20 protein-coding genes are annotated in these 23,242 nt (G+C 41.1%); 12 read left to right on the top strand and 8 right to left on the bottom strand.

What is annotated here, in order from left to right; all coding sequences use genetic code 11:
- The first annotated feature begins 98 nt into the window (after nucleotides 1-98).
- On the top strand, nucleotides 99-2,654 hold the full coding sequence (locus PSPO_RS13465) for a M14 metallopeptidase family protein (protein ID WP_021032993.1): 2,556 nt from the start codon (nucleotides 99-101) through the stop codon (nucleotides 2,652-2,654).
- A gap of 66 nt (nucleotides 2,655-2,720) precedes the next feature.
- Here the strand turns inward: PSPO_RS13465 and PSPO_RS13460 are convergent, their stop codons facing one another.
- Nucleotides 2,721-3,413 carry a ComF family protein gene (locus PSPO_RS13460; protein ID WP_010561517.1) on the bottom strand — a complete coding sequence of 231 codons (693 nt, stop codon included), beginning with the start codon at nucleotides 3,411-3,413 and terminating at the stop codon, nucleotides 2,721-2,723.
- A gap of 58 nt (nucleotides 3,414-3,471) precedes the next feature.
- Here PSPO_RS13460 and bioH point away from each other — a divergent pair, with 58 nt between their 5' ends.
- The 3 genes from bioH (at nucleotide 3,472) to PSPO_RS13445 (ending at nucleotide 5,455) form a co-directional block, all read left to right on the top strand.
- Nucleotides 3,472-4,215, top strand: a complete 744-nt coding sequence (gene bioH / locus PSPO_RS13455) for a pimeloyl-ACP methyl ester esterase BioH (protein ID WP_096035295.1) — start codon at nucleotides 3,472-3,474, stop codon at nucleotides 4,213-4,215.
- 102 nt (nucleotides 4,216-4,317) lie between these two features.
- Nucleotides 4,318-4,608 (top strand): flagellar basal body rod C-terminal domain-containing protein, encoded by a 291-nt coding sequence (locus tag PSPO_RS13450; protein WP_010561519.1) that lies wholly within the window; start codon nucleotides 4,318-4,320, stop codon nucleotides 4,606-4,608.
- Between the two features lie 13 nt (nucleotides 4,609-4,621).
- Nucleotides 4,622-5,455 carry a putative metalloprotease CJM1_0395 family protein gene (locus PSPO_RS13445; RefSeq protein ID WP_010561520.1) on the top strand — a complete coding sequence of 278 codons (834 nt, stop codon included), beginning with the start codon at nucleotides 4,622-4,624 and terminating at the stop codon, nucleotides 5,453-5,455.
- A 200-nt stretch (nucleotides 5,456-5,655) separates the two neighbouring features.
- Here the strand turns inward: PSPO_RS13445 and PSPO_RS13440 are convergent, their stop codons facing one another.
- Entirely contained in the window at nucleotides 5,656-7,953 is a 2,298-nt protein-coding gene (locus PSPO_RS13440) for a Tex family protein (RefSeq protein WP_010561521.1), read from the bottom strand.
- 156 nt (nucleotides 7,954-8,109) lie between these two features.
- Between PSPO_RS13440 and greB the strand changes: the two genes are divergently transcribed.
- From greB to envZ, 3 genes are all read left to right on the top strand, one after another.
- Entirely contained in the window at nucleotides 8,110-8,616 is a 507-nt protein-coding gene (gene greB / locus PSPO_RS13435; RefSeq protein WP_010561522.1) for a transcription elongation factor GreB, read from the top strand.
- Nucleotides 8,617-8,720: 104 nt separating this feature from the next.
- Entirely contained in the window at nucleotides 8,721-9,440 is a 720-nt protein-coding gene (ompR, locus tag PSPO_RS13430; protein ID WP_010561523.1) for an osmolarity response regulator transcription factor OmpR, read from the top strand.
- Nucleotides 9,441-9,459: 19 nt separating this feature from the next.
- The gene (envZ, locus tag PSPO_RS13425) at nucleotides 9,460-10,767 is read left to right on the top strand and encodes a two-component system sensor histidine kinase EnvZ (RefSeq protein WP_010561524.1); all 1,308 of its coding nucleotides are present in this window, start codon (nucleotides 9,460-9,462) and stop codon (nucleotides 10,765-10,767) included.
- 20 nt (nucleotides 10,768-10,787) lie between these two features.
- Here envZ and PSPO_RS13420 read toward each other — a convergent pair whose 3' ends face one another.
- Nucleotides 10,788-11,483, bottom strand: a complete 696-nt coding sequence (locus PSPO_RS13420; RefSeq protein WP_010561525.1) for a 2OG-Fe(II) oxygenase — start codon at nucleotides 11,481-11,483, stop codon at nucleotides 10,788-10,790.
- A 76-nt stretch (nucleotides 11,484-11,559) separates the two neighbouring features.
- Between PSPO_RS13420 and PSPO_RS13415 the strand changes: the two genes are divergently transcribed.
- Nucleotides 11,560-11,955, top strand: coding sequence for an acyl-CoA thioesterase (locus tag PSPO_RS13415; protein ID WP_010561526.1), 396 nt, complete (start codon nucleotides 11,560-11,562; stop codon nucleotides 11,953-11,955).
- Here PSPO_RS13415 and PSPO_RS13410 read toward each other — a convergent pair.
- Together PSPO_RS13410 and uvrA are read right to left on the bottom strand one after the other, a co-directional pair.
- Nucleotides 11,952-12,947 (bottom strand): hypothetical protein, encoded by a 996-nt coding sequence (locus PSPO_RS13410; RefSeq protein ID WP_010561527.1) that lies wholly within the window; start codon nucleotides 12,945-12,947, stop codon nucleotides 11,952-11,954. The genes PSPO_RS13415 and PSPO_RS13410 overlap by 4 nt on opposite strands.
- A 36-nt stretch (nucleotides 12,948-12,983) precedes the next feature.
- Nucleotides 12,984-15,803 carry an excinuclease ABC subunit UvrA gene (uvrA, locus tag PSPO_RS13405; protein ID WP_010561528.1) on the bottom strand — a complete coding sequence of 940 codons (2,820 nt, stop codon included), beginning with the start codon at nucleotides 15,801-15,803 and terminating at the stop codon, nucleotides 12,984-12,986.
- 330 nt (nucleotides 15,804-16,133) lie between these two features.
- Between uvrA and PSPO_RS13400 the strand changes: the two genes are divergently transcribed.
- Nucleotides 16,134-17,522, top strand: coding sequence for an MFS transporter (locus PSPO_RS13400; protein WP_040641436.1), 1,389 nt, complete (start codon nucleotides 16,134-16,136; stop codon nucleotides 17,520-17,522).
- Nucleotides 17,523-17,538: 16 nt separating this feature from the next.
- On the top strand, nucleotides 17,539-18,213 hold the full coding sequence (ssb, locus tag PSPO_RS13395; protein ID WP_010561530.1) for a single-stranded DNA-binding protein: 675 nt from the start codon (nucleotides 17,539-17,541) through the stop codon (nucleotides 18,211-18,213).
- A gap of 52 nt (nucleotides 18,214-18,265) precedes the next feature.
- On the opposite strand, the gene PSPO_RS13390 is transcribed toward ssb, so the two are convergent.
- Nucleotides 18,266-18,610 carry a HopJ type III effector protein gene (locus PSPO_RS13390; RefSeq protein ID WP_010561531.1) on the bottom strand — a complete coding sequence of 115 codons (345 nt, stop codon included), beginning with the start codon at nucleotides 18,608-18,610 and terminating at the stop codon, nucleotides 18,266-18,268.
- Nucleotides 18,611-18,752: 142 nt separating this feature from the next.
- On the opposite strand from PSPO_RS13390, the gene PSPO_RS13385 reads away from it, so the two are divergent.
- Complete coding sequence (locus tag PSPO_RS13385) at nucleotides 18,753-19,241, top strand: DUF4442 domain-containing protein (protein WP_010561532.1); 489 nt, start codon at nucleotides 18,753-18,755, stop codon at nucleotides 19,239-19,241.
- Here the strand turns inward: PSPO_RS13385 and PSPO_RS13380 are convergent.
- Together PSPO_RS13380 and PSPO_RS13375 are read right to left on the bottom strand one after the other, a co-directional pair.
- On the bottom strand, nucleotides 19,238-21,397 hold the full coding sequence (locus PSPO_RS13380; RefSeq protein WP_158523449.1) for a putative bifunctional diguanylate cyclase/phosphodiesterase: 2,160 nt from the start codon (nucleotides 21,395-21,397) through the stop codon (nucleotides 19,238-19,240). The two genes, PSPO_RS13385 and PSPO_RS13380, sit on opposite strands and share 4 nt — an antisense overlap.
- 319 nt (nucleotides 21,398-21,716) lie before the next feature.
- A complete protein-coding gene (locus tag PSPO_RS13375) occupies nucleotides 21,717-22,604 on the bottom strand; it encodes a DMT family transporter (RefSeq protein WP_010561534.1) in 888 nt (295 codons plus the stop codon).
- A 340-nt stretch (nucleotides 22,605-22,944) separates the two neighbouring features.
- Here PSPO_RS13375 and PSPO_RS13370 point away from each other — a divergent pair, with 340 nt between their 5' ends.
- On the top strand, nucleotides 22,945-23,211 hold the full coding sequence (locus PSPO_RS13370; RefSeq protein WP_010561535.1) for a hypothetical protein: 267 nt from the start codon (nucleotides 22,945-22,947) through the stop codon (nucleotides 23,209-23,211).
- Nucleotides 23,212-23,242: the final 31 nt, after the last annotated feature.

The following is a 23,242-nucleotide window of genomic DNA, read 5'->3' as shown; positions in this document are numbered from 1 at the left end:
CTTCAACTTAAAGCTGTAGGTTTGCGTAGTAAACATTGTTACTGTGAATATGCATAAAAATGCAATAAATATAACTAACCTATCATTATGGCATCACTATGAAAAAGCTGTCCTTTTTTTTAATAACAGCCTGTTTGGCACTGTTTAGCTGTATCAGTTCAGCAAAGAACTTAAACTTTTATTTTGACGATAATATTCGTTTCGATCCTTCTATTCCTACGCCAGAGTCTGTTCTGGGTTATCAGGTAGGCGATTGGCATGTTCGCCATGATCAGCTTGTTAGCTACATGAAATTGTTAGCTGAAAAAAGTGAGCGCATAAACATTGAGGTGATTGGTTACAGTCATGAACAACGTCCGTTATTATTATTAACGATCGCTAATCCAGCACGCCTAAATAACATTGAAACTGTGCGTAAACAGCACTTAGCACAATCAATCGAAGGTACTGAAATCAATGCTGATGCACCTGTAATCACGTGGATGGGCTATAGTGTGCATGGCAACGAAGCCAGTGGCAGTAATGCTGCGTTATTAGTTGCCTATTACCTTGCTGCAGCGCAAGGTGAAAAAATTAATCGCTTATTAGACGAAACAGTTATTTTGTTAGATCCTGCATTAAACCCAGATGGTTTAGCGCGATTTGCACAGTGGGTGAACAGTCACAAAGGCAAAAACTTAGTCGCAGATGAAAACCACAGAGAGCACAATGAGGCTTGGCCGAGCGGCAGAACAAATCACTATTTTACAGACTTAAACCGAGACTGGTTGTTGCTTCAGCACCCAGAGTCGCAGGCGCGTATTGCTAAGTATCATCAATGGATGCCTCATGTATTAACTGACTTTCATGAAATGGGTCCACACAGCACTTATTTTTTCCAACCGGGTATTCCATCGCGTAAGTTTCCACTTACTCCTGAGCAAAATGTAGAACTAACAAAAGAAATAGCGACCTTTCACGCAGCCGCATTAGATCAACAAGGTGAGCTGTATTTTACCGAGGAAAGCTTTGATGACTTTTATATTGGTAAGGGTTCTACTTATCCTGATATTCACGGCACCATTGGTATTTTGTTTGAGCAAGGCAGTGCACGAGGCCACAAGCATGAAACTATCAATGGTGTACGCGAGTTTTATGATGCTGTAAAAAACCAATTAACGACTTCTTTATCTACTTTTGATGCGGTTGTATCGGGCAAGCAAGGTTTGCTGTCTTACCAGCAGAAGTTTTATCAAGATACCGCAAAGCTTGCGAAAAAAGATAAAGTAAAAGGCTATGTAGTTGCAGCTGGTAACGACAAGTCACGTTATGAGTTATTTTTGTCGCTATTGCAGCAGCATCAGATTAAGGCATACCCGCTTAGTAAAGACATTAGCGTTAACAAGCAAGATTTCTCTGCTAATAGCAGTGTTTATATTCCGCTAAATCAGCCTCAATATCGCTTAATTAAAGGCGCGTTTTTAGAGCAAACAAGCTTTAACGATAATACCTTTTATGATGTTTCAGGTTGGAACTTAGCGCATTCATTTAACCTTGAATTTTCTGCTGTAACCTCAACCCGCGGTATTAAATACCAAGACTCATGGCAGCCAGCTAATCAAACTGAAAACCAGAGCCTAGCTTCAAGCTATGCATTTGCCTTTGAATGGAACGATTATCTAGCACCTAAACTGCTATCACAGTTACAGCAAAATGGTGTTATTGCTCGAGCGGCAATGAAACCATTTACCGCATCTACTGCTAATGGTGAACAACGCTTTGCTGCTGGCGCAATTATTATCGCTAAGGGTCTGCAACAAGATGCTGATTGGTTTGACAAAGTTCAGCAATTAGCTAGCAATTCACCGGTAAAAGTACATCAAATATCATCGGGATTAACAGCGCAAGGTGTTGATATTGGCTCGCGCAATATCGTGCCGTTAAAAACACCAAAAGTATTACTATTAGGCGGTAAAGGTACCAGCCAATATGAAGTAGGTGAAGTTTGGTATTACCTTGACCGTTATTTAGATATTGCAGCTACTTTGGTTGATTTAGATCGTTTGGAACGCATTGATTTAGCATCTTACACCCATGTTATTTTAACTAATGGCAGTTTTTCCACTGTAAATGCAAAAATGGTTGAAAAGCTAAAGTATTGGGTGCAACACGGTGGTGTAATTTGGGGTCATAAATCGGGCGCTAAATTCTTAGCGGACAAAGGTATTTTGAAAGCCGAATATCTTTCAAGCAATGACATGGCAAAAGCTTTTCCAACCGATAATTTGAGTTACGCTGATAAAGATAGTTACCATGGTGATAAACGAATTGCAGGTGCTATTTTTAATGCGAATATCGATTTAAGCCATCCATTAAGCTTCTCATTTGAGCGTAACACATTGCCAGTATTTAAAAATAGCACCTTTGTTTTAAAGCCAAGTGAAAAACCGTTTGTAAATGTTGCAACCTACACTAAAACACCGCTATTAGCGGGTTTTAGTCATGAGCTAAACAATCAGCAAATAGCCGGTGCCGGCGTTTTAATGGCGCATAACTATGGTAAGGGCAAAGTGATTGCAATGTCAGATAATCCAGTGTTTCGTAGTTATTGGTATGGCACAAGCCGCTTACTAAGTAATGCTATTTTCTTTGGTCATGCGATTGATGCTAAATAACGTACGTTACTAAAAGTTTATTGTTTAAAAGGCGTCTTGGACGCCTTTTTTGTTAACTGGATGAACTTAACTAGGTTTAGTTGGATCGCTAATCGCAAACACCCAAACTGACACCTGTTTCACCCCAGCGCTTTTTAACAATTTTGCAATTTCATTAACCGTATAACCTGTCGTTATGATGTCATCAGCAATTGCCACATGTTGATATTGGTGTATGAGGTTACAGCTAAATGCCTCTTTTATATTGGTTTTGCGAGCGCGTTTATTTAGTTCGCTTTGCGGCTTAGTGCGTTTGACGCGGGTAATGGATTGGGTATCAACTGCAATACTGGTACGTTGCCAAATTTCCTCACTTTGATTGAAACCACGAACAACGCGCCGCTGCCAATGCAATGGAACTGGCATTAATACATCAGGTATTTGCCAATTTTGTTCTGCTTGCGCATCTTTTACTTGCGCTTTAATTAACTGATGTAATGCCGCTTTGTACGTCAGTTGTTTATTAAATTTAAGGCCTTTTAGCCAAGCTGAAACCGGATGTTGATACCAACAGACTGCAAAGAGTGAGTCAAATGTAGGGTTGGGTATTAGTTTGTTGATATCTGGGCGGTGAAGTAGGTTTGCTGAGCTTTTAAAATTTAACCGTGCAATATCAGACAGACATATGCGGCAAATTTTTGCCGGAGCTCGAACCGGTTGATGGCAACACACACATAAATTTGGTAGTGCCCAATCGAAAAGTCGGTAACAGTAATTCATATAGGATTTCCATATCGCTAACTGTTAGTATAGCGGCAAAAATTTAAAGTGAGGGCAAATCATGGCTGATGTAGTTCTACTGCATGGTTGGGGCATGAATAAAGGTATTTGGCAGTTACAAAAAGATGCACTTGAGGCGCAAAGTGACCATATGATACATACTTTGAATTTACCTGGTTTTGGCGGTAATCAATTTAGCGATGCTGTTTATGATTTAGAGTGTGTTGCAAGGCAACTTGCAACAGATATTGCAGATCAGTCGGTGTTAGTTGCTTGGTCTTTATCGGGTCTTATTGCGTTAAAAATTGCTGCGCTTTTTCCACATAAAGTTAAGAAAATTGTGTTGGTTGCTTCAACCCCATTTTTTGCAAGTAGTGAACAGTGGCGTGGTATTGACGACAAAGTGTTAGACACGTTTATGGCGCAATTGAGCACCAATCACCAAAAAACTGTAGAGCGATTTTTGGCAATTCAAGCAATGGGAAGTGAGCATGCAAAGCAAGACATTAAGCAAATAAAAGCCCTGCTTGCTGAATACCCAGCGGCGCAAGAGATCGCGTTATCAGGAGGTTTAGCTATTTTAAAAAATGAAGATTTGAGAGATCTTTTTGCGCAACTTCCTTTGCCTATCTCTGGTATTTTTGGCCGTCTTGACTCCCTTGTGCCAGTCAAAGCTGTCGCAAAAATGCAGCAACTTAATCCTCAATTTAAGGCAGATATTCTAGCTAAAGCATCTCATGCACCTTTTATTTCTCACCCGCAAGAATTTACTAACTTATTGTTATCTCATATAGAAAGTTAAAACATTTTCAGGGCGGCAATTTATTGCCGCTTTAACTTTATTTTGATGGAATTTTGAGCGATAATAAAGCTGTCACTATTCTTTATGAATAAAGGAGTGTTTATGGACGTTTCAAACAACTTGGGGTCTGCATTTAATGCTGGCTTGCAAGGCCTGCAAAGTGCTTCTGATGGTATTACTGAGTCTTCAGCAAATATTGCACGTGCGCAAACGGAACGAGAAGTTGAACGCGCCGAACCAGCACCAGAAACGCGTGAAGCGCAAAGCCCGCCAGTTAATGTAACTAACGAGCTAGTTAACCTTAGGGTTGAACAATTTAATGCGCAGGCAAATACCCGTTCAATTCAAACGGCTGACGAGGTGTTGGGCACGTTAATTGATGTAAGAGTTTAGCTCAGCAAAATAAATGAACATCGTAACTACTTATCCAAACATTAGCTTAAACACGGCTAATGTACATACTGAAACAGCGCGACGTGATAATCAGTTGCGCGAATTAGTTACGCCTGTAAAGCAAGCAGAAGCTGCCGCTGCAAATTCCCGTCTCGCAGCTGATCAAGATAAAACACGTCAACCTGGCAGCAGCCAAGTTGAAAACCAAGACGCGCTCGAAAATAAATCCGAAGACATCACTAAAGTAAGTGAAAAAAAGCAAGATCAGGATCAGCAAGAGCAGCAAAGTAAGCAACAAGAGCAAGAGAAGCAAAAACAGCTTGAACAAGTAGAGGCACAAGCACTTTCTCAGCTTAAGCAAAGAGATCGCGAAGTTAAAGCACACGAGCAAGCACATGCGGCAGTGGGTGGTCAGTATGCTGGTAGCCCAAGTTACGAATATGAGCGTGGTAGCGATGGCAACAATTATGCAGTTGCGGGTGAAGTGCCGATTGATGTAAGCGAAGTACCTAACGACCCGCAGGCAACCATAGACAAAATGCAGCAAGTACGCGCTGCAGCATTAGCCCCACAAGAACCGTCAGGAGCGGATCGCTCGATTGCTGCTGAAGCAAATCAGAAAATGAGCGAAGCTCGAGCTGATTTGAATGCTGAGCTGAGTACGTTTTTTGATAAAAACGAAGAAAGCTCAGATACAGAGGCTGGCGATGGCGAGGCTAAGCAAACTAACTACGATTTTAGTGAGCGTCGTGATTCTGAAGTTAATCAGCGAGCAGAGCGCATTGCTAAATTCTATCAGGCTGCAACGTCGCCGTTTGAACGGCCTAACTTAGCAAGCTATGCATAAATAAAAAAACCGCACACTGTGCGGTTTTTTTTTATGATTGTGTTTATAACAATTCGGCAGCGCTTGATTGGGTTTTCTACTGTGTTATCGGCTGACTAACATAGAATAACTATGCCACGCAGCCTCTGCCTTGTATAAACCCCAATCAAACTGCTGCAAAAACGAACTTGAAAGATCAACAGCCCGTAGTTTAAATCACGTTATTTCTTTAGCTTTGCGAATGCTTCAGCAAATGCGTTCCCCATAGCGGCATTATTATTTTGCTTAGGCTTTGCTTTTTTTGCAGTAGCTTGCGCTGGTTTATTCGTTTTCGGCTTAGCAGCTGGTGCTTTCTCACGTATTTCTTCGTCTAGGCGCATCGTAAAGCTGATACGTTTGCGTTCGACATCTACTTCAAGCACTTTTACTTTTACAATATCACCTGCTTTTACCACTTCACGTGGGTCTGAAACAAACTTGTTTGTTAATGATGAAATATGCACTAAGCCGTCTTGGTGTACGCCCACATCTACGAAGGCGCCAAAGTTTGCAACGTTTGATACAACACCTTCTAAAACCATACCTGGCTTGAGATCTGCAATTGTTTCAACACCTTCTTTAAAGCTTGCTGTTTTGAATTCAGGGCGAGGATCGCGACCTGGTTTATCAAGCTCAGCTAAAATATCGCTGATGGTTGGTAGGCCAAACTTATCCGTAACAAAGTCTTGTGGTGAAAGTGATTTTAGTAAACCTGAATTACCAATGAGTTCTGCCACTGAAACATCCGCTTTTGCAGCGATACTCTTCACAATCTCATACGCTTCAGGGTGAACAGCAGAGCTATCTAATGGATCTTTACCTTGGTTAATGCGTAAGAAACCAGCAGATTGCTCAAATGCTTTAGGACCAAGGCGTTCAACTTTTTTAAGCTCTTTACGTGAATTAAACGTACCGTTTTGGTCGCGGTAGCTAACAATATTTTGCGCAAGGGTTTTGTTTAGGCCTGCAACACGTGTTAATAGTTGTGCTGATGCCATATTTACATCTACACCAACGGCGTTTACACAGTCCTCAACAACAGCTGTTAGGCTTTGACCTAATTGGCTTTGTGATACATCGTGCTGGTACTGACCTACACCAATTGCTTTCGGCTCAATTTTCACAAGCTCAGCAAGAGGGTCTTGTAAACGACGTGCAATAGAAACTGCACCACGAATAGATACGTCTAGGTTTGGAAACTCTTCTGCTGCGACTTCAGATGCTGAGTAAACCGATGCGCCAGCTTCGCTGACCATAACTTTGCTCATTTTTAGATCGGCTTCTTGTTTTAACAGTTCGGCAATTAATTTGTCACTTTCACGTGATGCTGTGCCATTACCGATGGCGATAAGTTCAACTTTATGTTGGCGGCATAATTGGCTTAGTGTGCGCAGTGACTTATCCCAATGATTTTGCGGGGCATGTGGGTAGATTGTTACGTTATCGAGCAGCTTGCCGGTTTTATCTACCACCGCAACTTTACAACCTGTACGTAAACCAGGATCAAGACCTAACGTGGTTTTTGCACCCGCTGGGGCAGCCATTAATAAATCATTTAGGTTCTTAGCAAAGACATCAATTGCACCTTGCTCTGCAACTTCCCTGATCTTACCTAAAAACTCGTTTTCTAAGTGAAGTGCTAATTTAATTTTCCAGGTCCATTGCGCCACTTGCTTAAGCCATGGGCTCGCTAGTACGTCTAACTTATAATGATCGGCGATAATACGAACACACTCAGCGTTGCCATCTTCTAGACTCGGATCAGGATTAATTGTTAGGCTGATAATGCCTTCATTACGCGCACGCAGCATTGCTAATGCTCGGTGTGACGGTACACGGCTTAAGGCTTCACTGTGTTCAAAGTAATCTTGATATTTGGCGCCGTCTTTTTCTTTGCCAGCAATCACTTTGCTTTCAATAAACGCATGTTTTTGTAGCATGCTTCTTAACTTAGCAAGCAATTTTGCATCTTCCGCAAAACGCTCCATTAAGATAAATTTAGCACCATCAAGAGCGGCTTTACTGTCTTCAATGCCTTTTTCAGGGTTAATAAAGTCAGTTGCTGTTACTTCTGGGTCAAGTACTGGATTATCTAATAATTGATTTGCCAGCGGCTCAAGACCTGCCTCAATGGCAATTTGCCCTTTAGTACGGCGTTTTGGTTTATAAGGTAAGTAGAGATCTTCCAGCTCAGTTTTACTGGTTGCCTTATCGATGTCGGCCTTTAACTCAGCACTTAGCTTATCTTGTCCTTCAATGGTCTTAAGAATAAATGAGCGACGTTCTTCTAACTCACGAAGATAACCAAGGCGCTGTTCAAGTAAACGCAGTTGGCCATCATCTAAACCACCGGTAACTTCCTTTCTATATCGAGCAATAAATGGAACGGTTGCTCCATCGTCTAATAATTGTGTTGCAGCAGTCACTTGCTGTACTGAGGCGTTTAGCTCGTGAGCTAATTGATTAGCAATAGCGTTCATTAAAAACCTTTAAATCGGTAAAAAGTGGGTGGTTTGTAATTTTGAGAGACCACACCAGAAAATTTGTTTTATATATATTGCCTATAGATCTTGTATCTAAACTTAAATTTTTCAATCATAAGCAATAAATAAATTACCACACCTAGTTATTTAACTATGAGAAAAGCACCTAAGCAGGTATTTCCTAAGCGTTCCAATTATATTACACGTAGCGGCTATGATGAACTAGAAAGGGAATTACGTTCCTTATGGAAAGAAGAGCGCCCAAGAGTAACGCAAGCCGTATCGGAAGCAGCAGCATTAGGCGACCGTTCGGAAAACGCTGAATACATTTATGGTAAAAAGCGATTGCGTGAAATTGATCGCCGCGTACGCTTTTTGACCAAACGCCTAGAACAAGTGAATATTGTTTATCCTAAGCCTGAACAAGCAGGAAAAGTGTTTTTTGGTGCCCGTGTCGAAGTGGAGGATGAAGAAGGTAATACCTTTAACTATCAGGTCGTTGGGCCAGACGAGTTTGATGTGAAAAATGGCAAAATTAGCATCGATTCACCCTTTGCTCGTGCTATGTTAGGTAAACAAGTTGATGATGAGTTTGAATTTAAAAATGCAGAGGGCGTAGCATTATTTTTTATTAATGCCATTAATTATGATGCGTCATAGTAAGAGTTTGTAATACCTAGTAACACTCTTCCTTTACCTAATTGTCAAAAAAGTATTTATAGTAGGCTATATTGCCAAAGAAAAAATAATAGAAGAATGAAATCATGGGACAAGAAACAACAAAAATACTAGTAGTCGATGATGACATGCGTTTACGCAGCTTACTTGAGCGCTATTTAGTAGAACAGGGCTTTATTGTGCGCTCTGCGGCAAACTCGGAGCAAATGGACCGCTTAATTGAACGAGAAAACTTTCATTTAATGGTATTGGACCTGATGCTACCGGGCGAAGATGGTTTATCGATTTGCCGTCGTTTACGCCAAAAAGAAAATGACATCCCAATTGTTATGCTTACGGCAAAAGGCGATGAAGTTGATCGTATTATTGGTTTAGAGCTTGGCGCTGATGACTATATTCCTAAGCCGTTTAACCCGCGTGAACTACTTGCACGTATTAAAGCTATTTTACGTCGTCGTGCCAGTGATGTACCAGGCGCGCCTTCGGCTGAAGAAAACGAAATACGCTTTGGCCAGTTTTCATTAAACTTAGCAACCCGCGAAATGAGCAAAGGCGATGAAACAGTGTCGCTTACCAGTGGTGAGTTTGCAGTATTGAAAGCCTTAGTTTCACATCCTCGCGAACCGCTAAGCCGTGATAAATTAATGAACTTAGCACGTGGTCGTGATTACAGTGCGTTAGAGCGTAGTATCGATGTGCAAGTATCTCGATTACGCCGCATGATTGAAGAAGACGCTGCTAATCCGCGCTACATTCAAACCGTATGGGGCTTAGGCTACGTATTTGTGCCAGATGGCAAAGAATAACCACAGCTAAGCTAACATTATGCGTATTTTTCCGCGCAGTGCATTTGGTCAAACCGTTTTTTTGGTTGGTGCACTGCTGCTTATCAATCAAATCGTATCTTATATTTCGGTTACGCTTTACGTTGTAAAGCCTTCTATCGAGCAAGTTAACTTAATGCTGGCGAAACAAGTTCGCACGGTATTTATTGGTCATCAAGATGGTGTGGAAATGTCGGATGAAGTTGCGGAGCAATTTTATTTGGCGACTGGCGTTGAGATGATGAGTGAACGTGAAGCGATGCGACACGGCTTAGAACAAGCCAGCGAATACCCTTATTTGTCTCGGGTGATGTCTGAATATTTGCAGGGTGAGGCGCGTGTACGCATTAGTCAGACCGATATTCTTGTGTACTGGGTTGAGCCACCACAAGCGCCAGGCTACTGGGTTAAAATTCCGTTAGTCGGTTTTCAAGAGGCGAATGTAAAAGTACTGACTTTCTATCTTGCCTTTATCGGTGTGTTAAGCGTGTTAGGCGGCTGGCTATTTGCAAGTCACTTAAACCGTCCTCTAAAGGCAATGCAAAAAGCGGCTAATAAGGTAGAGGTTGGTGATTATTCGAGCCAACTTCCCGAGCTAGGTTCAATTGAAATGATTGAAGTAACGCGTGCTTTTAACCAAATGTCACGTGGCCTTGCTGCAGTAGAAGAAGATCGTAGACTGTTAATGGCTGGTGTTTCCCATGATTTACGCACGCCATTAACACGTATTCGTCTTGCAACAGAAATGATGTCGGAGCATGAAGATTACTTACGAGAAGGCATCATTACCGATATCGAAGATATGAATGCGATTATTGATCAGTTTATTGAGTATCTACGCAATCATAAGCTAAGTGATTTAGCGCCAGATGATATAAATGCGCTTGTTTCGGAAGTGGTTGCATCGGAACAAAAGCAAGGCCGAGAAATTAGCTTTAGTGCTAATGAAGCGTTGCCAAATATTCCAATCAGCCATGTTGCCATGAAGCGCGTAATTACCAATATGATTGAAAACGCGCTGCGCTATAGCGAAGAGGATGTCACTGTTGTGACTCAGTACTCTGCGAATAAAGAGTATGTTGAGATCCTTGTGCAAGACAAAGGCCCAGGTATTCCTGAACACGAGTTAGAGCGAGTGTTTCAGCCGTTTACCCAAGGCGATCAGGCGCGCGGTAGCGAGGGCAGTGGCTTAGGGCTTGCAATTATTAAGCGCATTGTCGATATGCATCAAGGAAAAGTAACATTGCGCAATCGTGCTGAGGGCGGTTTAGAAGCAAAGGTTAGCTTGCGAGTTCATTTAACAAACTAACCTTATGGTGCCTAGCTTATTTAGGCACCATAAATTTGTTCTGCGGTATTGAACAGCACCCATGATGTGACAATGTACTTATCATTGGAAACTGGAATACACCCTCTGTGAGTGTGAGTGAAATACGCCGGTGCAATTACCATAGAGCCTTGCTTTGGTTTAATCTTTTTATTCTGATAATAGAATTCAGTTTCACCACCTTCTTCCACATCATTTAAATAAAACATAAATAGTAAAATACGGTGCAAGCTATCGTTATGGCCTTTTTGCGGATAAACCTCACTGTGCCAGTAGGGGTAACCACCTTGGCCTGCAGTGTATTTTTGCGCTTGAATTTGACCTAAGCGAAAAATTTGCTGCACTAAAACGGGTAACTGAGGGCGACCCACTTCATCGAAATTTTCTACCGTTAAGTCAACCGGCTGTTTGGTTTTTGGGTGATAAACTTTTAAACCAAATGCGCCAATAAGTGCAAAGAAGTGTTCTTCAAAATACTCAAATACTTTTTCGGTGGTGTTTTGCAGAATATGCTGTAGCTCAGTTTGATATTCGATGTGTTGGTTTAAATATAAGTCTTGGCTATTTTTTTTACTAAGGTCAACGCCGCCACTGGTTTTGCCTTGTGTTAAAAACGGGCTGTTATCAAACTTAGTGAGGAAGTTGTCACAAAACTCCTTACTAAGTACATTGTCGTATACTCGAATAAAATCCTGCATTATTGGCCTTATTATTTTAATTATTAATAAACATAACTATAGTGAGCACATATTTAGTTTATAAAGCTCATTTACTATGTTTAGTGAAACACTTATGCCGCGTTTTAGCGAAACAGATGCGTTAGGACATATCAATAATACAGCGCTACCGGTTTGGTTTGAAGCAGCGCGTACCCCTTTTTTTCGTTTCTTTACACCAGACTTAGATTGCAATAAGTGGAAGCTAATTGTCGCTAAAATCGAAGTGGAATTTAAAGGTGAGCTGTTTTATGGTCAGGAAATTACCATAAACTCCAGCATTAGCCGTATTGGCAATTCGTCATTTGTAATTTGCCAAGAAGTGTATCAGCACAATGAACTCTGTGCGGTAGGTCACGCCACAATGGTGCGCTATAACTTTGATAAAAAAGCGTCGGTAGCACTTAACGATACTGAGAAAGCACAGTTAATGGAACATTTTAAGGCGAGTTAATTATTTTTGAATAAGTGGCTCGCAGGTGAATCACACGCCGTAACGGTAAATTGGTAGCCATACTGTGCATTGTTATCTTTGCTAATGAGTAACACCTCATGATCGTTTAGTTCAACCGCTTTAGTGTTGTTTGGTTTACTACAGCGTGAATATTTGTCGGCTTCTTGACGATATGCAAACATGGCTACTAGGTGATGAATAACTGACTCGTAGCCTTGGTTTATCGGTATTGTTAATTCGTCAGTGGCGCCCGAATCATCATTAAAGCTAATGCTAAATGTTTCTTTCTCTGGCTTTTCTGGTTCAGGTGTATCAGATGGCGTTAACCTATTCTGCTGTTCGTTAAACTTAGCTTGCTCCTTTTCAGTGGTGCTGACGTTTGGGTCAATACTTTGGAAGATTCTATCAATCTCCTGTTGATCGCCTAACCACAGTGACATCAGCTGGAACAGTACGGTAAAACAAACAGTAAAGCGCATCGCATTGGAAAAGAAAGGATGATTGCTTTTTGAAAAGAAGCGCACAATTTTAATGCCAAACGGTTTTGCCAATAAAATAGTAAATAAGTAAAAAGGAACAAACAGTTGGTAAATAAATAAGGCAAATACACTAATGCCTAACAGCCAGCTTGGTAGCACCATTAAAATGGCAAAGTTATGGGTATAATTAAAGTGCGTAGCAGACACACCGGTTACTTCATTTACTAACGACGCACTTGAGGCTAAAGCAAAGTTAGTTATGACTGCATAAAATAGTAAAATCACCGCTTTGCCAGCTAACGTGTCCCAAGCCTTGGTAAATCTCGGCCAAAACTCCATAATTAGGCCAACTAAAGTCAATAACGCTGCAAGCTGATAATCGCCTTGAAAAACCACAAGCAAGGCAAATGATAAACTATAGAGTTTTTCTGGCAGCGATAGCGACTGCCAAAAGTTAACTAGCTTTAATTTTACTAATGTTAACTTTGGCAGTTTTTGACTAATTAATTCCATTTAGGCGCTTTATTTTTATTATTAAGTAAGAGTAACTTATAGCATTTGTTTTAAGTAGCGACCAGTATGAGACACAGGATGTTGTGCAACTTCTTCAGGCGTACCTGAAATTAAAATCTCACCACCGCCAGAACCACCTTCAGGGCCTAAATCAACAATCCAGTCGGCAGTTTTAATCACATCGAGATTGTGCTCGATAACCACAATGGTATTGCCGTGATCACGTAAGCGATGCAATACAACAAGTAATTGCTGAATATCAGCAAAGTGTAAACCTGTCGTCGGTTCATCCAGAATGTATAACGTTTTACCGGTATCGCGTTTAGATAGTTCGCGGGCCAATTTAACACGTTGCGCCTCACCGCCAGATAGCGTTGTTGCCGCTTGGCCTAGACGAATATAACTTAAGCCAACATCCATTAAAGTTTGTAACTTGCGTGCAATAGCTGGAATTTTGTCAAAAAATTCGCGCGCATCTTCCACAGTCATATCAAGCACTTGGTGAATGTTTTTACCTTTGTATAGTACTTCTAAGGTTTCACGGTTGTAGCGTTTACCAGTACACACATCACATGGCACGTATACATCGGGTAAAAAGTGCATTTCTACTTTAATTACACCGTCACCCTGACATGCTTCACAGCGCCCGCCTTTTACGTTAAAGCTAAAACGTCCTGGTTTATAACCACGCGAACGGGCTTCTTGCGTGCCTGAAAATAACTCACGAATGGCAGTGAAAATACCTGTGTAGGTAGCAGGGTTTGAACGTGGAGTACGTCCAATAGGGCTTTGGTCAATATCGATAACTTTGTCGAATAAATCCATACCAGTAATGGATTTATAGGGTGCAGCTTCGGCAGTTGTTGCGCCATTGAGTTCAGTATGAGCCACTTTGAATAGGGTGTCGTTGATTAAGGTCGATTTACCAGAGCCAGAAACGCCCGTAATACAGGTCATTAAACCAAATGGAATTGATAGGTCGACACTTTTTAAGTTATTACCTGTTGCGCCTTTTAACTCCAGCCATTTATCTTGTGGCTGGTGGCGAGTCGCAGGTATTTCAATTGCTTTGGTGCCCGCTAAATACTGTCCGGTAATTGAGTCCTTACAGTTTACAATGTCGTCTCGGGTACCTTCGGCAATAACTTGCCCACCGTGCACCCCTGCGCCTGGGCCAATATCAATAATATGATCCGCAGCACGTATTGCATCTTCATCGTGTTCAACCACAATTACAGTGTTACCTAAATCACGTAAGTGCGTTAATGTGGCAAGTAATCGGTCATTATCTCTTTGGTGCAAACCAATTGAGGGTTCATCTAAAACGTACATAACGCCAACAAGGCCAGCACCAATTTGGCTGGCAAGGCGAATACGCTGTGCTTCACCACCCGATAACGTATCGGCACTGCGCTCAAGTGATAAGTAATTAAGGCCAACATTTACCAAAAACGATAAGCGATCACTAATCTCTTTTAAGATTTTCTCGGCGATTTTTGCTTTTTGTCCGCTAAAGTTTAGCTCGCTGAAAAAATGCTGTGCTTCACCGATACTCATGCGCGTTACGTGAGGTAAATTAGTAGTGCCAATAAACACATTACGTGCTTCTTCACGTAAACGTGAACCATGACAGCTAGGGCAATCTTGATTCGTTTGGTATTTGGCTAGCTCTTCACGTACTGAATTTGATTCAGTTTCTTTGTAGCGGCGCGCCATATTATTAAGCACACCTTCAAATACGTGATTTCTTACCACGACATCGCCACGGTCGTTACGATATTGAAATTCAATTTTAGTACGGCCCGAACCATTTAGTACCACTTTTTGCGCATCGGCTGGCAGTTGTTCAAACGGTGTTTCAACATCAAAGTCGTAATGATTTGCAACGGCTTGCAGCATTTGAAAATAGTAAAAGCTGCGTTTATCCCAACCGCGAATAGCACCGCCAGCAAGGCTAAGCTCTGGGTTTTGTACCACACGGCTTGGATCAAAATACTGGCGTACCCCTAAACCATCACAGCTTTGACAGGCACCCGCAGGGTTATTAAATGAGAATAAACGCGGTTCAAGTTCAGTCATGGCATAACCACAACTCGGACAAGCAAAATTCGCCGAGAAAACAATTTCGTCTTTTTCTGGCTCATCCATGTAGGCGATTTGTGCCACGCCATTTGAAAGCTCTAATGCTTGTTCGAACGATTCCGCTAAACGAAGTTGTAGGCCATCTTTTACCTTGATACGGTCGACAACCACTTCAATTGTATGTTTTTTATGGAGTTCTAGCGTTGGCGGATCTGAGAGATCGCATACTTCACCATCAATTCGCGCGCGAATAAAACCTTGTGCTGCTAAGTTCTCAAGTAACTTGATATGTTCACCCTTACGCTCTTTCACGACAGGGGCAAGCAACATTACTTTTGTGCCTTCTGGCAGCTCAAGTACTTGATCGACCATTTGACTAATGGTTTGTGCGGTGAGCGGTAAATTATGAGTTGGGCATCGCGGTTCACCAACACGGGCGAAAAGCAGCCTTAAGTAATCATAAATTTCGGTGATAGTGCCTACGGTAGAACGTGGGTTATGAGATGTTGATTTCTGTTCTATCGAAATAGCTGGCGATAAACCTTCAATATGGTCGACATCTGGTTTTTCCATTAAGGATAAAAATTGACGCGCATACGCAGAAAGTGACTCAACATAACGACGCTGACCTTCGGCATATAATGTATCAAATGCCAGCGATGATTTTCCTGAGCCAGATAAACCTGTGATAACAATCAGTTTATCGCGTGGAATGGTTAAGTTGATATTTTTTAAGTTGTGCGTGCGGGCGCCGCGAACCTCGATATGTTCCATTGTTATCCTATAGCATTAGCGAACAGCAATATTGCGCCTAGTATTGCATTATATTGTATAAATATACAGCCCTAACTTATACCTATGCCCCAAATGGCTTATCATGTTATAAGGCTAAATTGCGTATTTAATAGAGCTTGGTAGGCGCAAATTTTAATGGGTAATAGTTTATTTAAGCAGAAATTACCTGCTTGGATCACCTTAAGTAGCGGAATTAGTTGAGTAGGTGTAGCGATAAACACTTTTAACCAAATACGGGTTAGAATAACCAATAAGGTTTATGGTAAACTTGCCGCCTTAATTTTCTAATCATTATTTGCTAATTCGTTAATGTCAGCTTCTTCATTAAATGCTCTTGAAAAACGCACAGCGGTGTCGCTTGCATGCGTATTTGCATTTCGCATGCTTGGCTTATTTATGCTTATGCCTGTGCTTGCAATCTACGGTACTGAATTAGAAGGGTTTTCGCCTTTATGGATTGGTATTGCGATAGGCGCATATGGCTTAACACAAGCGCTTTTACAAATTCCTATGGGCTGGTTATCAGATAAATTTGGCCGTAAATGGGTGATTGTAGCGGGCTTAATTATGTTTGCGATTGGCTCGGTGATAGCGGCTATGGCCGAATCAATTTACACCGTAACCCTAGGGCGTGCATTACAGGGAATGGGCGCAATTGCCGCCGCTGTATTGGCGCTAGCGGCCGATTTAAGCCGTGATGAGCAACGTCCTAAAGTGATGGCTGTTATTGGTATGTGTATTGGCCTTAGCTTTGCTGCGGCCATGTTGCTAGGCCCAATGATTGCGGCATCGTTTGGCGTGAGTGGTATATTTTGGCTGACGGCATGTTTGGCTGTGTTGGGTATTTTTATAGTGTTAACTGTGGTACCAACCGCGGTAAACCGTGCACCAAAAGGCGATACATCAGCCTCTTTGAACGATATAAAAAACCTAGTGAAACACCCGCAATTAGTGCGTTTAAATTTAGGTGTGATGTTACTTCACTTAACTTTAACGGCGGTGTTTGTTGCGCTGCCGGCTGAACTTATTAAAGATGGGTTAGCCGCAGAAATGCACTGGAAGCTTTATATTCCGGTTTTATTATTGGCGTTTGTATTTATGGTGCCAATGATGATTATTGCGATTAAAAAACAAAAAGAAAAAATGGCTTTTTTAGTGTCAATCGCACTGATTGTCGCAAGTTTAATGAGCTTAAGTTTGTTTGGTTCAAGCGCACTTATTATTGGCGTGTGCATGCTTATTTATTTTATAGCGTTTAACTTTTTAGAAGCCACAATGCCGGCATTGGTTGCGCGCATTTCTCCTGCAGGCCAAAAGGGATCTGCAATGGGCGCTTTTAGTTCTACCCAGTTTTTAGGCGCGTTTTTAGGCGGTATTATTGGTGGGTATTTTGCGCAAGTGAGCGATGCTCAGACAGTATTTGCCGCAGCAACCTTGGTTGGGGTAATATGGTTTGCTATAGCGTGGGGAATGGAAGTACCACCAAAAAGTAAGCTGATAAGCTTACTCACTGAATTACAAGGGGAGAAAGAAAATTTTGACCCTGAAAAAGCAGCCGAAAAGTTAGCAAATGACCTTGCTGATTTACCGGGTGTATTAGAAACAACAGTAGTACTTGAAGAAAATCGTACATACTTAAAAGTAAAAGAATCAGAATTCGATTTGCAACAAGCAAAAGCGGTTGCAGGTATAGTTTAATTAAAGGAGACAGACCATGGCTCGTGGTATTAACAAAGTGATCCTAGTTGGTAATTTAGGCCAGGATCCAGAAGTGAGATATATGCCAAACGGTAACGCAGTTGCCAATATCACACTTGCAACGTCTGACAGTTATAAAGATAAAAACACGGGTCAGTTAGTCGATAAAACCGAATGGCACCGTGTGGTGTTTTTTGGCAAGTTAGCTGAAGTTGTTGGTGAATATTGTCGTAAAGGTTCGCAAATTTACGTTGAAGGTAAATTACAAACGCGTAAGTGGCAAGATCAGCAAGGCCAAGAAAAGTATACAACTGAAATTGTGGTTGATGGCTTTACTGGTCAAATGCAAATGCTAGGTGGCCGCGGTGATAACGCGGGTAGCAATTCTGGTGGTGGTTTCCAACAGCAGAATCAACAGCAATCAGGTTTTGCACCACAACAATCACAAGGTTTTAACCAAGGTGCTCAACAGCAACAAGGTGGCTTTAACCAGCAACCTGCTCAGCAGCAATCTGCGCCAGCACAGCAGTCTGGCGGTTTTGCACCGCAGCAAGGTGGTCAGCAACAATCTGGTGGTTTTGCGCCACAGCAGCAATCAGGGGGCTTTGCACCTAAGCAAAATGCACCACAAGGCGGCGCATCAAACCCAATGGAACCACCAATTGATTTTGATGATGATATTCCGTTTTAATCACTAAGATTAGTTAATAAAAAACCAGCAGCTTGCTGGTTTTTTTATGCGGTTATTTTACTTCAAGCGCACTTTTAGCGAAGTTCACACCCGCCCAACCTGTTTTTATAAAGTTGCGAATATTTTGGTGATCGTCACCACTTGGGTGTTGTAACACATCTACTCGGTAGTAATCGCCAAAGCAGTTTAGCGTTTGCTCTTCATTTAAGTTGTTAAGCTTTGCAAAGCTGAAAATTTTGCAGCTACCCGCATTTTCACCAGCGTTATTTATTAGCTCGCCATTGGTAAATGTTTGTGCTGTATAGTTGTACGTGGTCTCAATCACAGCAATTACCTGTTGAAAAGTAACACTTTCAGGAGAAGTCTTAAGTTGTTCAAGTAGCGTTTCTAGGGTCATAATGCTTACGTCAAAAAATTAAAAACACACTATGCAACTTATTGGATTGTCAGTGAAATAGTATTTAGCTATTTGATATTTTGCTGTTTGAGTTTGGTTGCGGTAATCTAGGTGGTCAAACCAGTTGAGTTGAAAAAATAGTATGGCAAATAAATTAAGCAAGCTTGTTAATAAAATCTATAAACTGCCAAAGTCGACCCATGAATTTTTACTGACTAAGTTGTTTACCAGTCAGGTTAAATTTGCGGGCACTGCAAAACTACGGGTTTTATCGATTAGTAATGACAAAGTAGTGGTTAAACTTGCAAATAAAAAGCGAGTACAAAACCATATTGGTGGTATTCATGCGGTTGGTGCAGCATTAGCTGCTGAATCAGCGTCGGGCATAGTGTTTGGTATGAATGTGCCTGATAGCCACTTACCGTTACTGAAATCAATGACGCTAGAATATAATAAGCGCATGCAAGGTGATATAACGGCAACAGCGCAGCTATCATCTCAAGTGATCACAGCAATCAGCAGTGATGAGAAAGGGGACTTAATTGTGCCTGTAGTCCTGTCTGATGAAAGTGGTGATAGCCCAATACATTGCGAAATGCGTTGGGCTTGGGTGCCGAAAAAGCGTCGTTAACAGCAGGCCTGTTGGGTTAGCGTGTTAGCAGCTAAATACGCTTTTAGCGCATCGATTTCTAACGGTTTGGCATACAAATAGCCTTGTTCTATGTCTATGCCTAAGGTGCGCACTATTTCATGTTGGGCTGTAACTTCAATGCCTTCTGCTACGGTGACAATATCGTGGCATTTGGCAATGGAAACAATCTGATGCAATAGTGCCGCATCTTGATCTTTTTCATGGATATGAGTGATAAAGCTGCGATCGATTTTTAACTCGTGAATTGGGTAGTCTCGCATTTGAGAAAGTGATGAATAACCTGTACCAAAATCATCGAGTGAAATTAAAAAGCCATAGCTCATTAGTTTTTCAAACAAGCCCTGCACCGCGCCTTTATCTTCAATAAAAATAGATTCAGTTACTTCTAAAATCACGCGATTTGGTGAGATTTGGTAATGCTCGACATGATGCTTAAGAATATCAAATAGCGGTGTGTACATTAGCTGATACGCCGATACATTTATTGATAAACTGATTTCAGTGTATTTCAAATGTTGCGCATAATCGTAAAGCGCTTGTTGAATAACAAACTCCCCGATATCGGCAATTAGCCCTGTTTCTTCTGCGATTGGAATAAATTTATCTGGTGCAATTAAGCCGAGCTTTCTATTGTGCCAGCGCAACAGAACTTCAGCACCCTTAACTGAGCCGTGAGCAGAGCAAATTTGTGGCTGATAGGTTAAATAAAGCTCTTTATTTTCAATTGCATGCTTTAGTTCAGTTTCAATATCTACGCGTTGATGTAATTGCTCAGCCAAGCCTTTGTCAAAAAAACAGTAACGATTTTTTAGCTTTTTAGCTTCGAACATGGCTATTTCAGCATAAACTTCAGCAGTTTGTGGATCAATATGTTCATCGGCATGGTAAATGCCGATACTTGCGGTTATTGAAAGCTGTAAATTATCGAGCATCATTGATTGCTCAATAGCGTTTAAAATGTTGCGTGCTAACGAGCTACTTATATTGCGATCAACTGTTTGTAAAATAACAAAAAACTCATCGCCGCCGGTACGTACCGGCAAAGCGTTTGATGGGCAAGATTGCGATATGCGTTCGGCAATCAGTTGTAAGGTTTTGTCGCCAGTGTGGCGACCAAATCGGTCATTAATATGTTTAAAGTTGTCTAGATCGATACACAAAAGGGTGTAGCGACCTTGATTATGAATTTGTTCATTAACTAATGTGTTATCAAAGAAATAGCGGTTCGCTAGTTTGGTGAGTTTGTCGAAGTTGGCTTGTTGATAGAGTTTGTTTTTGTAGCCAAGATCAAGTCGGTATAAGTGTCGCGTAATAAAAAAAGTGGCAACAATAGTAAGCAAACCAAACGCGCCAATCCAACTGGCAAAGTTGCTTACTTCGTTGTAGATGGTTATTAACGGTACTCTAACCGCAATAAAAGTATTAAAATGCGTATTGTAGGAAATGCCAACTCTTACATTGGCAATACCTTGAGTGCGGTTGGTGTAAATAGACACGCCATCACTTTGTAAGTACTTATCGACTGGTCGGCCAGTGGCTTTTTGAACGCTTTTATTTACGTAGGCAACAAATGCAGGTGGCATAGGTTGGTTGTAGGCGTTACCAATATCACCATGCAGTGACTTTGGTGCTGTGTGGTAAAGGCTCCAATACTGATCTTTAATGCGTGGTTTTTGTGTAACCAATATCTCCATGCCTTTATCTAAAATATTGTAACGCCATGGGTTATATTGTGAGTGTAAATTTATCTCAGCAACCATTAAAAGCGGAGGTTGAGCATTGCTTAACTGCGATAAATAGCTAATCGCCATGCGCAGTGAGCCATCGTTTGCTTCGTAATACGGAATACTAAACAGCAATTTATTACTTTGAATAACCTGCTTAATGCCAAGCTCAGATAAATTTGTTGCAGGCTTAGCAGAGGTTTTTCGGGTTGTGTGTAACGCCGTTAGCTGCTGATTATTAGTAAGTTGGAAGTAACTTACATTCAAATAGCGGGGAAAGTTGGCGAACGTTTCTTGGTTTATTTGTGCCAACGCTTGCTGAGTGTATGGTTGCTTTAGCTCTGATAGCAATCTTTCAGCCATAGTAAACACGACTAAATGTTGTTCTAGCTGAGTAACTGAAGAATCCATAATGAATTCTGAGTGTGCTCTTATTTTCTCATCGACTTTGGCCAAATGATTTTGATAATGCATAGCGACAAGCGTTGTTGCTAAAACAAAAATTAGCGCAACAATAATGATAAAGAGGCGGCCAAGAAAAGAGCTGTAAAAATGTTTTATTTCATACAAATCGTACATACATTAATGAAAAACGTTCCATTGCCTTGTTAGCAAGTTAAAACTTTTAGGGTTTTATAGTATATCAACAATAGGCATGAAAGCCCTGTTTTAAATCAATCAAGTAATATAGATAACGCTAACTGTAGCGCAATTTTGGTGGTTTAACCTGCTAGCGTTTGGCTTTTACTAACTTTTGTATTGCCAAACCACACACTATAAAACCTAAACCTATAATCGTGGTGGAATGAATTGCTTCTCCCAGTAAGGTGTAGATAAAGATAAGTGATAAAAACGGCGAAATAAAAATTAAGTTACTAACACTCGCTGTGTTTTCAGCTTTTTTCATTGCCATTAACCACAGCACAAATGTAATACCCATTTCAAATAACCCAACATAAGCTGCTGCTAGCCAAGCTTTGCCTGTAGGAATTTGCCAAGCGTTTTGCCAAGTCAGTACTAAGGCAATAAATGGTAAGCCGATAGAAAAACAAATAAATAAACTAATTACTGGTTTATCAGTGTTTTTGGTACTAAAAATCCAATACAGTGCCCAAAGTAGTGTGGATAATAAAGCAAGCCCAACACCCAGCGGGCTTTCAAAATTAAGCTCAGTAAATTGCCCTTTTGTACTAATAATCAGCACACCTAAATAGGCAAAAAGCAATGCGGCAATATCAACTTTTCGTAGGCGTTGACCGAGCATTGGTACTGCAAGCAAACTTAGTGCAATCGCCCACGTGTAATTGAGTGCCTGCGCTTGCTGTGCGGGTAGTAAATCATACGCTTTAAACAGAATGAGGTAATACAAAAATGGATTAAGTATGCCTAATTTTAAATACAGTAAAGGTTTAGTTATAAACGCCGTTTTGACGTGTTTGTAGTCACCGTTCACAAGTAAAAATATAGCCAAAAACAACCAGCTAAATGCAGAGGCATAAAACACCAACTGAAGTGGTGTAAGTTGCATCAATGCGAGTTTAAAAGCAGTAGCTACCGTCGACCATAAAAAGACCGCTGATAAGGCGTACAGAATTGCATGTTTTTGGTTTTTTACCATTAGTCGTTTAATTTAATTGCAAAGATGAAAATGAGTGTATGTATATTTTATAACATCTAGATGGCTATGTTAGTTAAATATGCTGATCTATATGGTTATTAATATGTTAAAAGCGATATTTTAATTTCGAGCGCATTGTTTTGGTATTGATCTTTAGTATCTAGGACCTACGGATTTGCGTTATAAAACGAAGTTGCAGTAACAACAGATGCTCGCCTTGGGGCTAGCTAAGTTTTGTACAATCACGTATACTTTTTGCGTTATGCGAATTTTATATTTAATGCTTATTTTCAGTATTTTTCTAAATCCACTTGCGGCGAACAGTATGCAAGGGGAGGAAATGTCGTGCGCTGAAATGCATCAAGTAGAAAAAAGCACAGAAAACTCAAATCACAGTTGTTGTGATGACAGCCAAATGCAGCAAGAAATGGCCAAGCATGATTGCGAAACCTGTAATGATTGCAGTGCAAAATGCCATGCCTCATGTTGTGTCTTTTCGGCATTCGCCTTCTCAGAGCCAATCGCAAAAGAGCTCGCCTACCTTACCATTGGGCTTTCAAACTATCCAACACCACTGCAAGTTAGCATTATACCGCCAATAGCTTAATTCAATATTTTAAGCCGTATTTGCCAACGTC

The sequence above is a fragment of the Pseudoalteromonas spongiae UST010723-006 genome (assembly GCF_000238255.3).
In the GTDB taxonomy this organism is placed as follows: domain Bacteria; phylum Pseudomonadota; class Gammaproteobacteria; order Enterobacterales; family Alteromonadaceae; genus Pseudoalteromonas; species Pseudoalteromonas spongiae.
The sequence above is the reverse complement of the archived record's forward strand: the minus strand, read 5'-3'. Positions and strand labels throughout refer to the sequence as shown.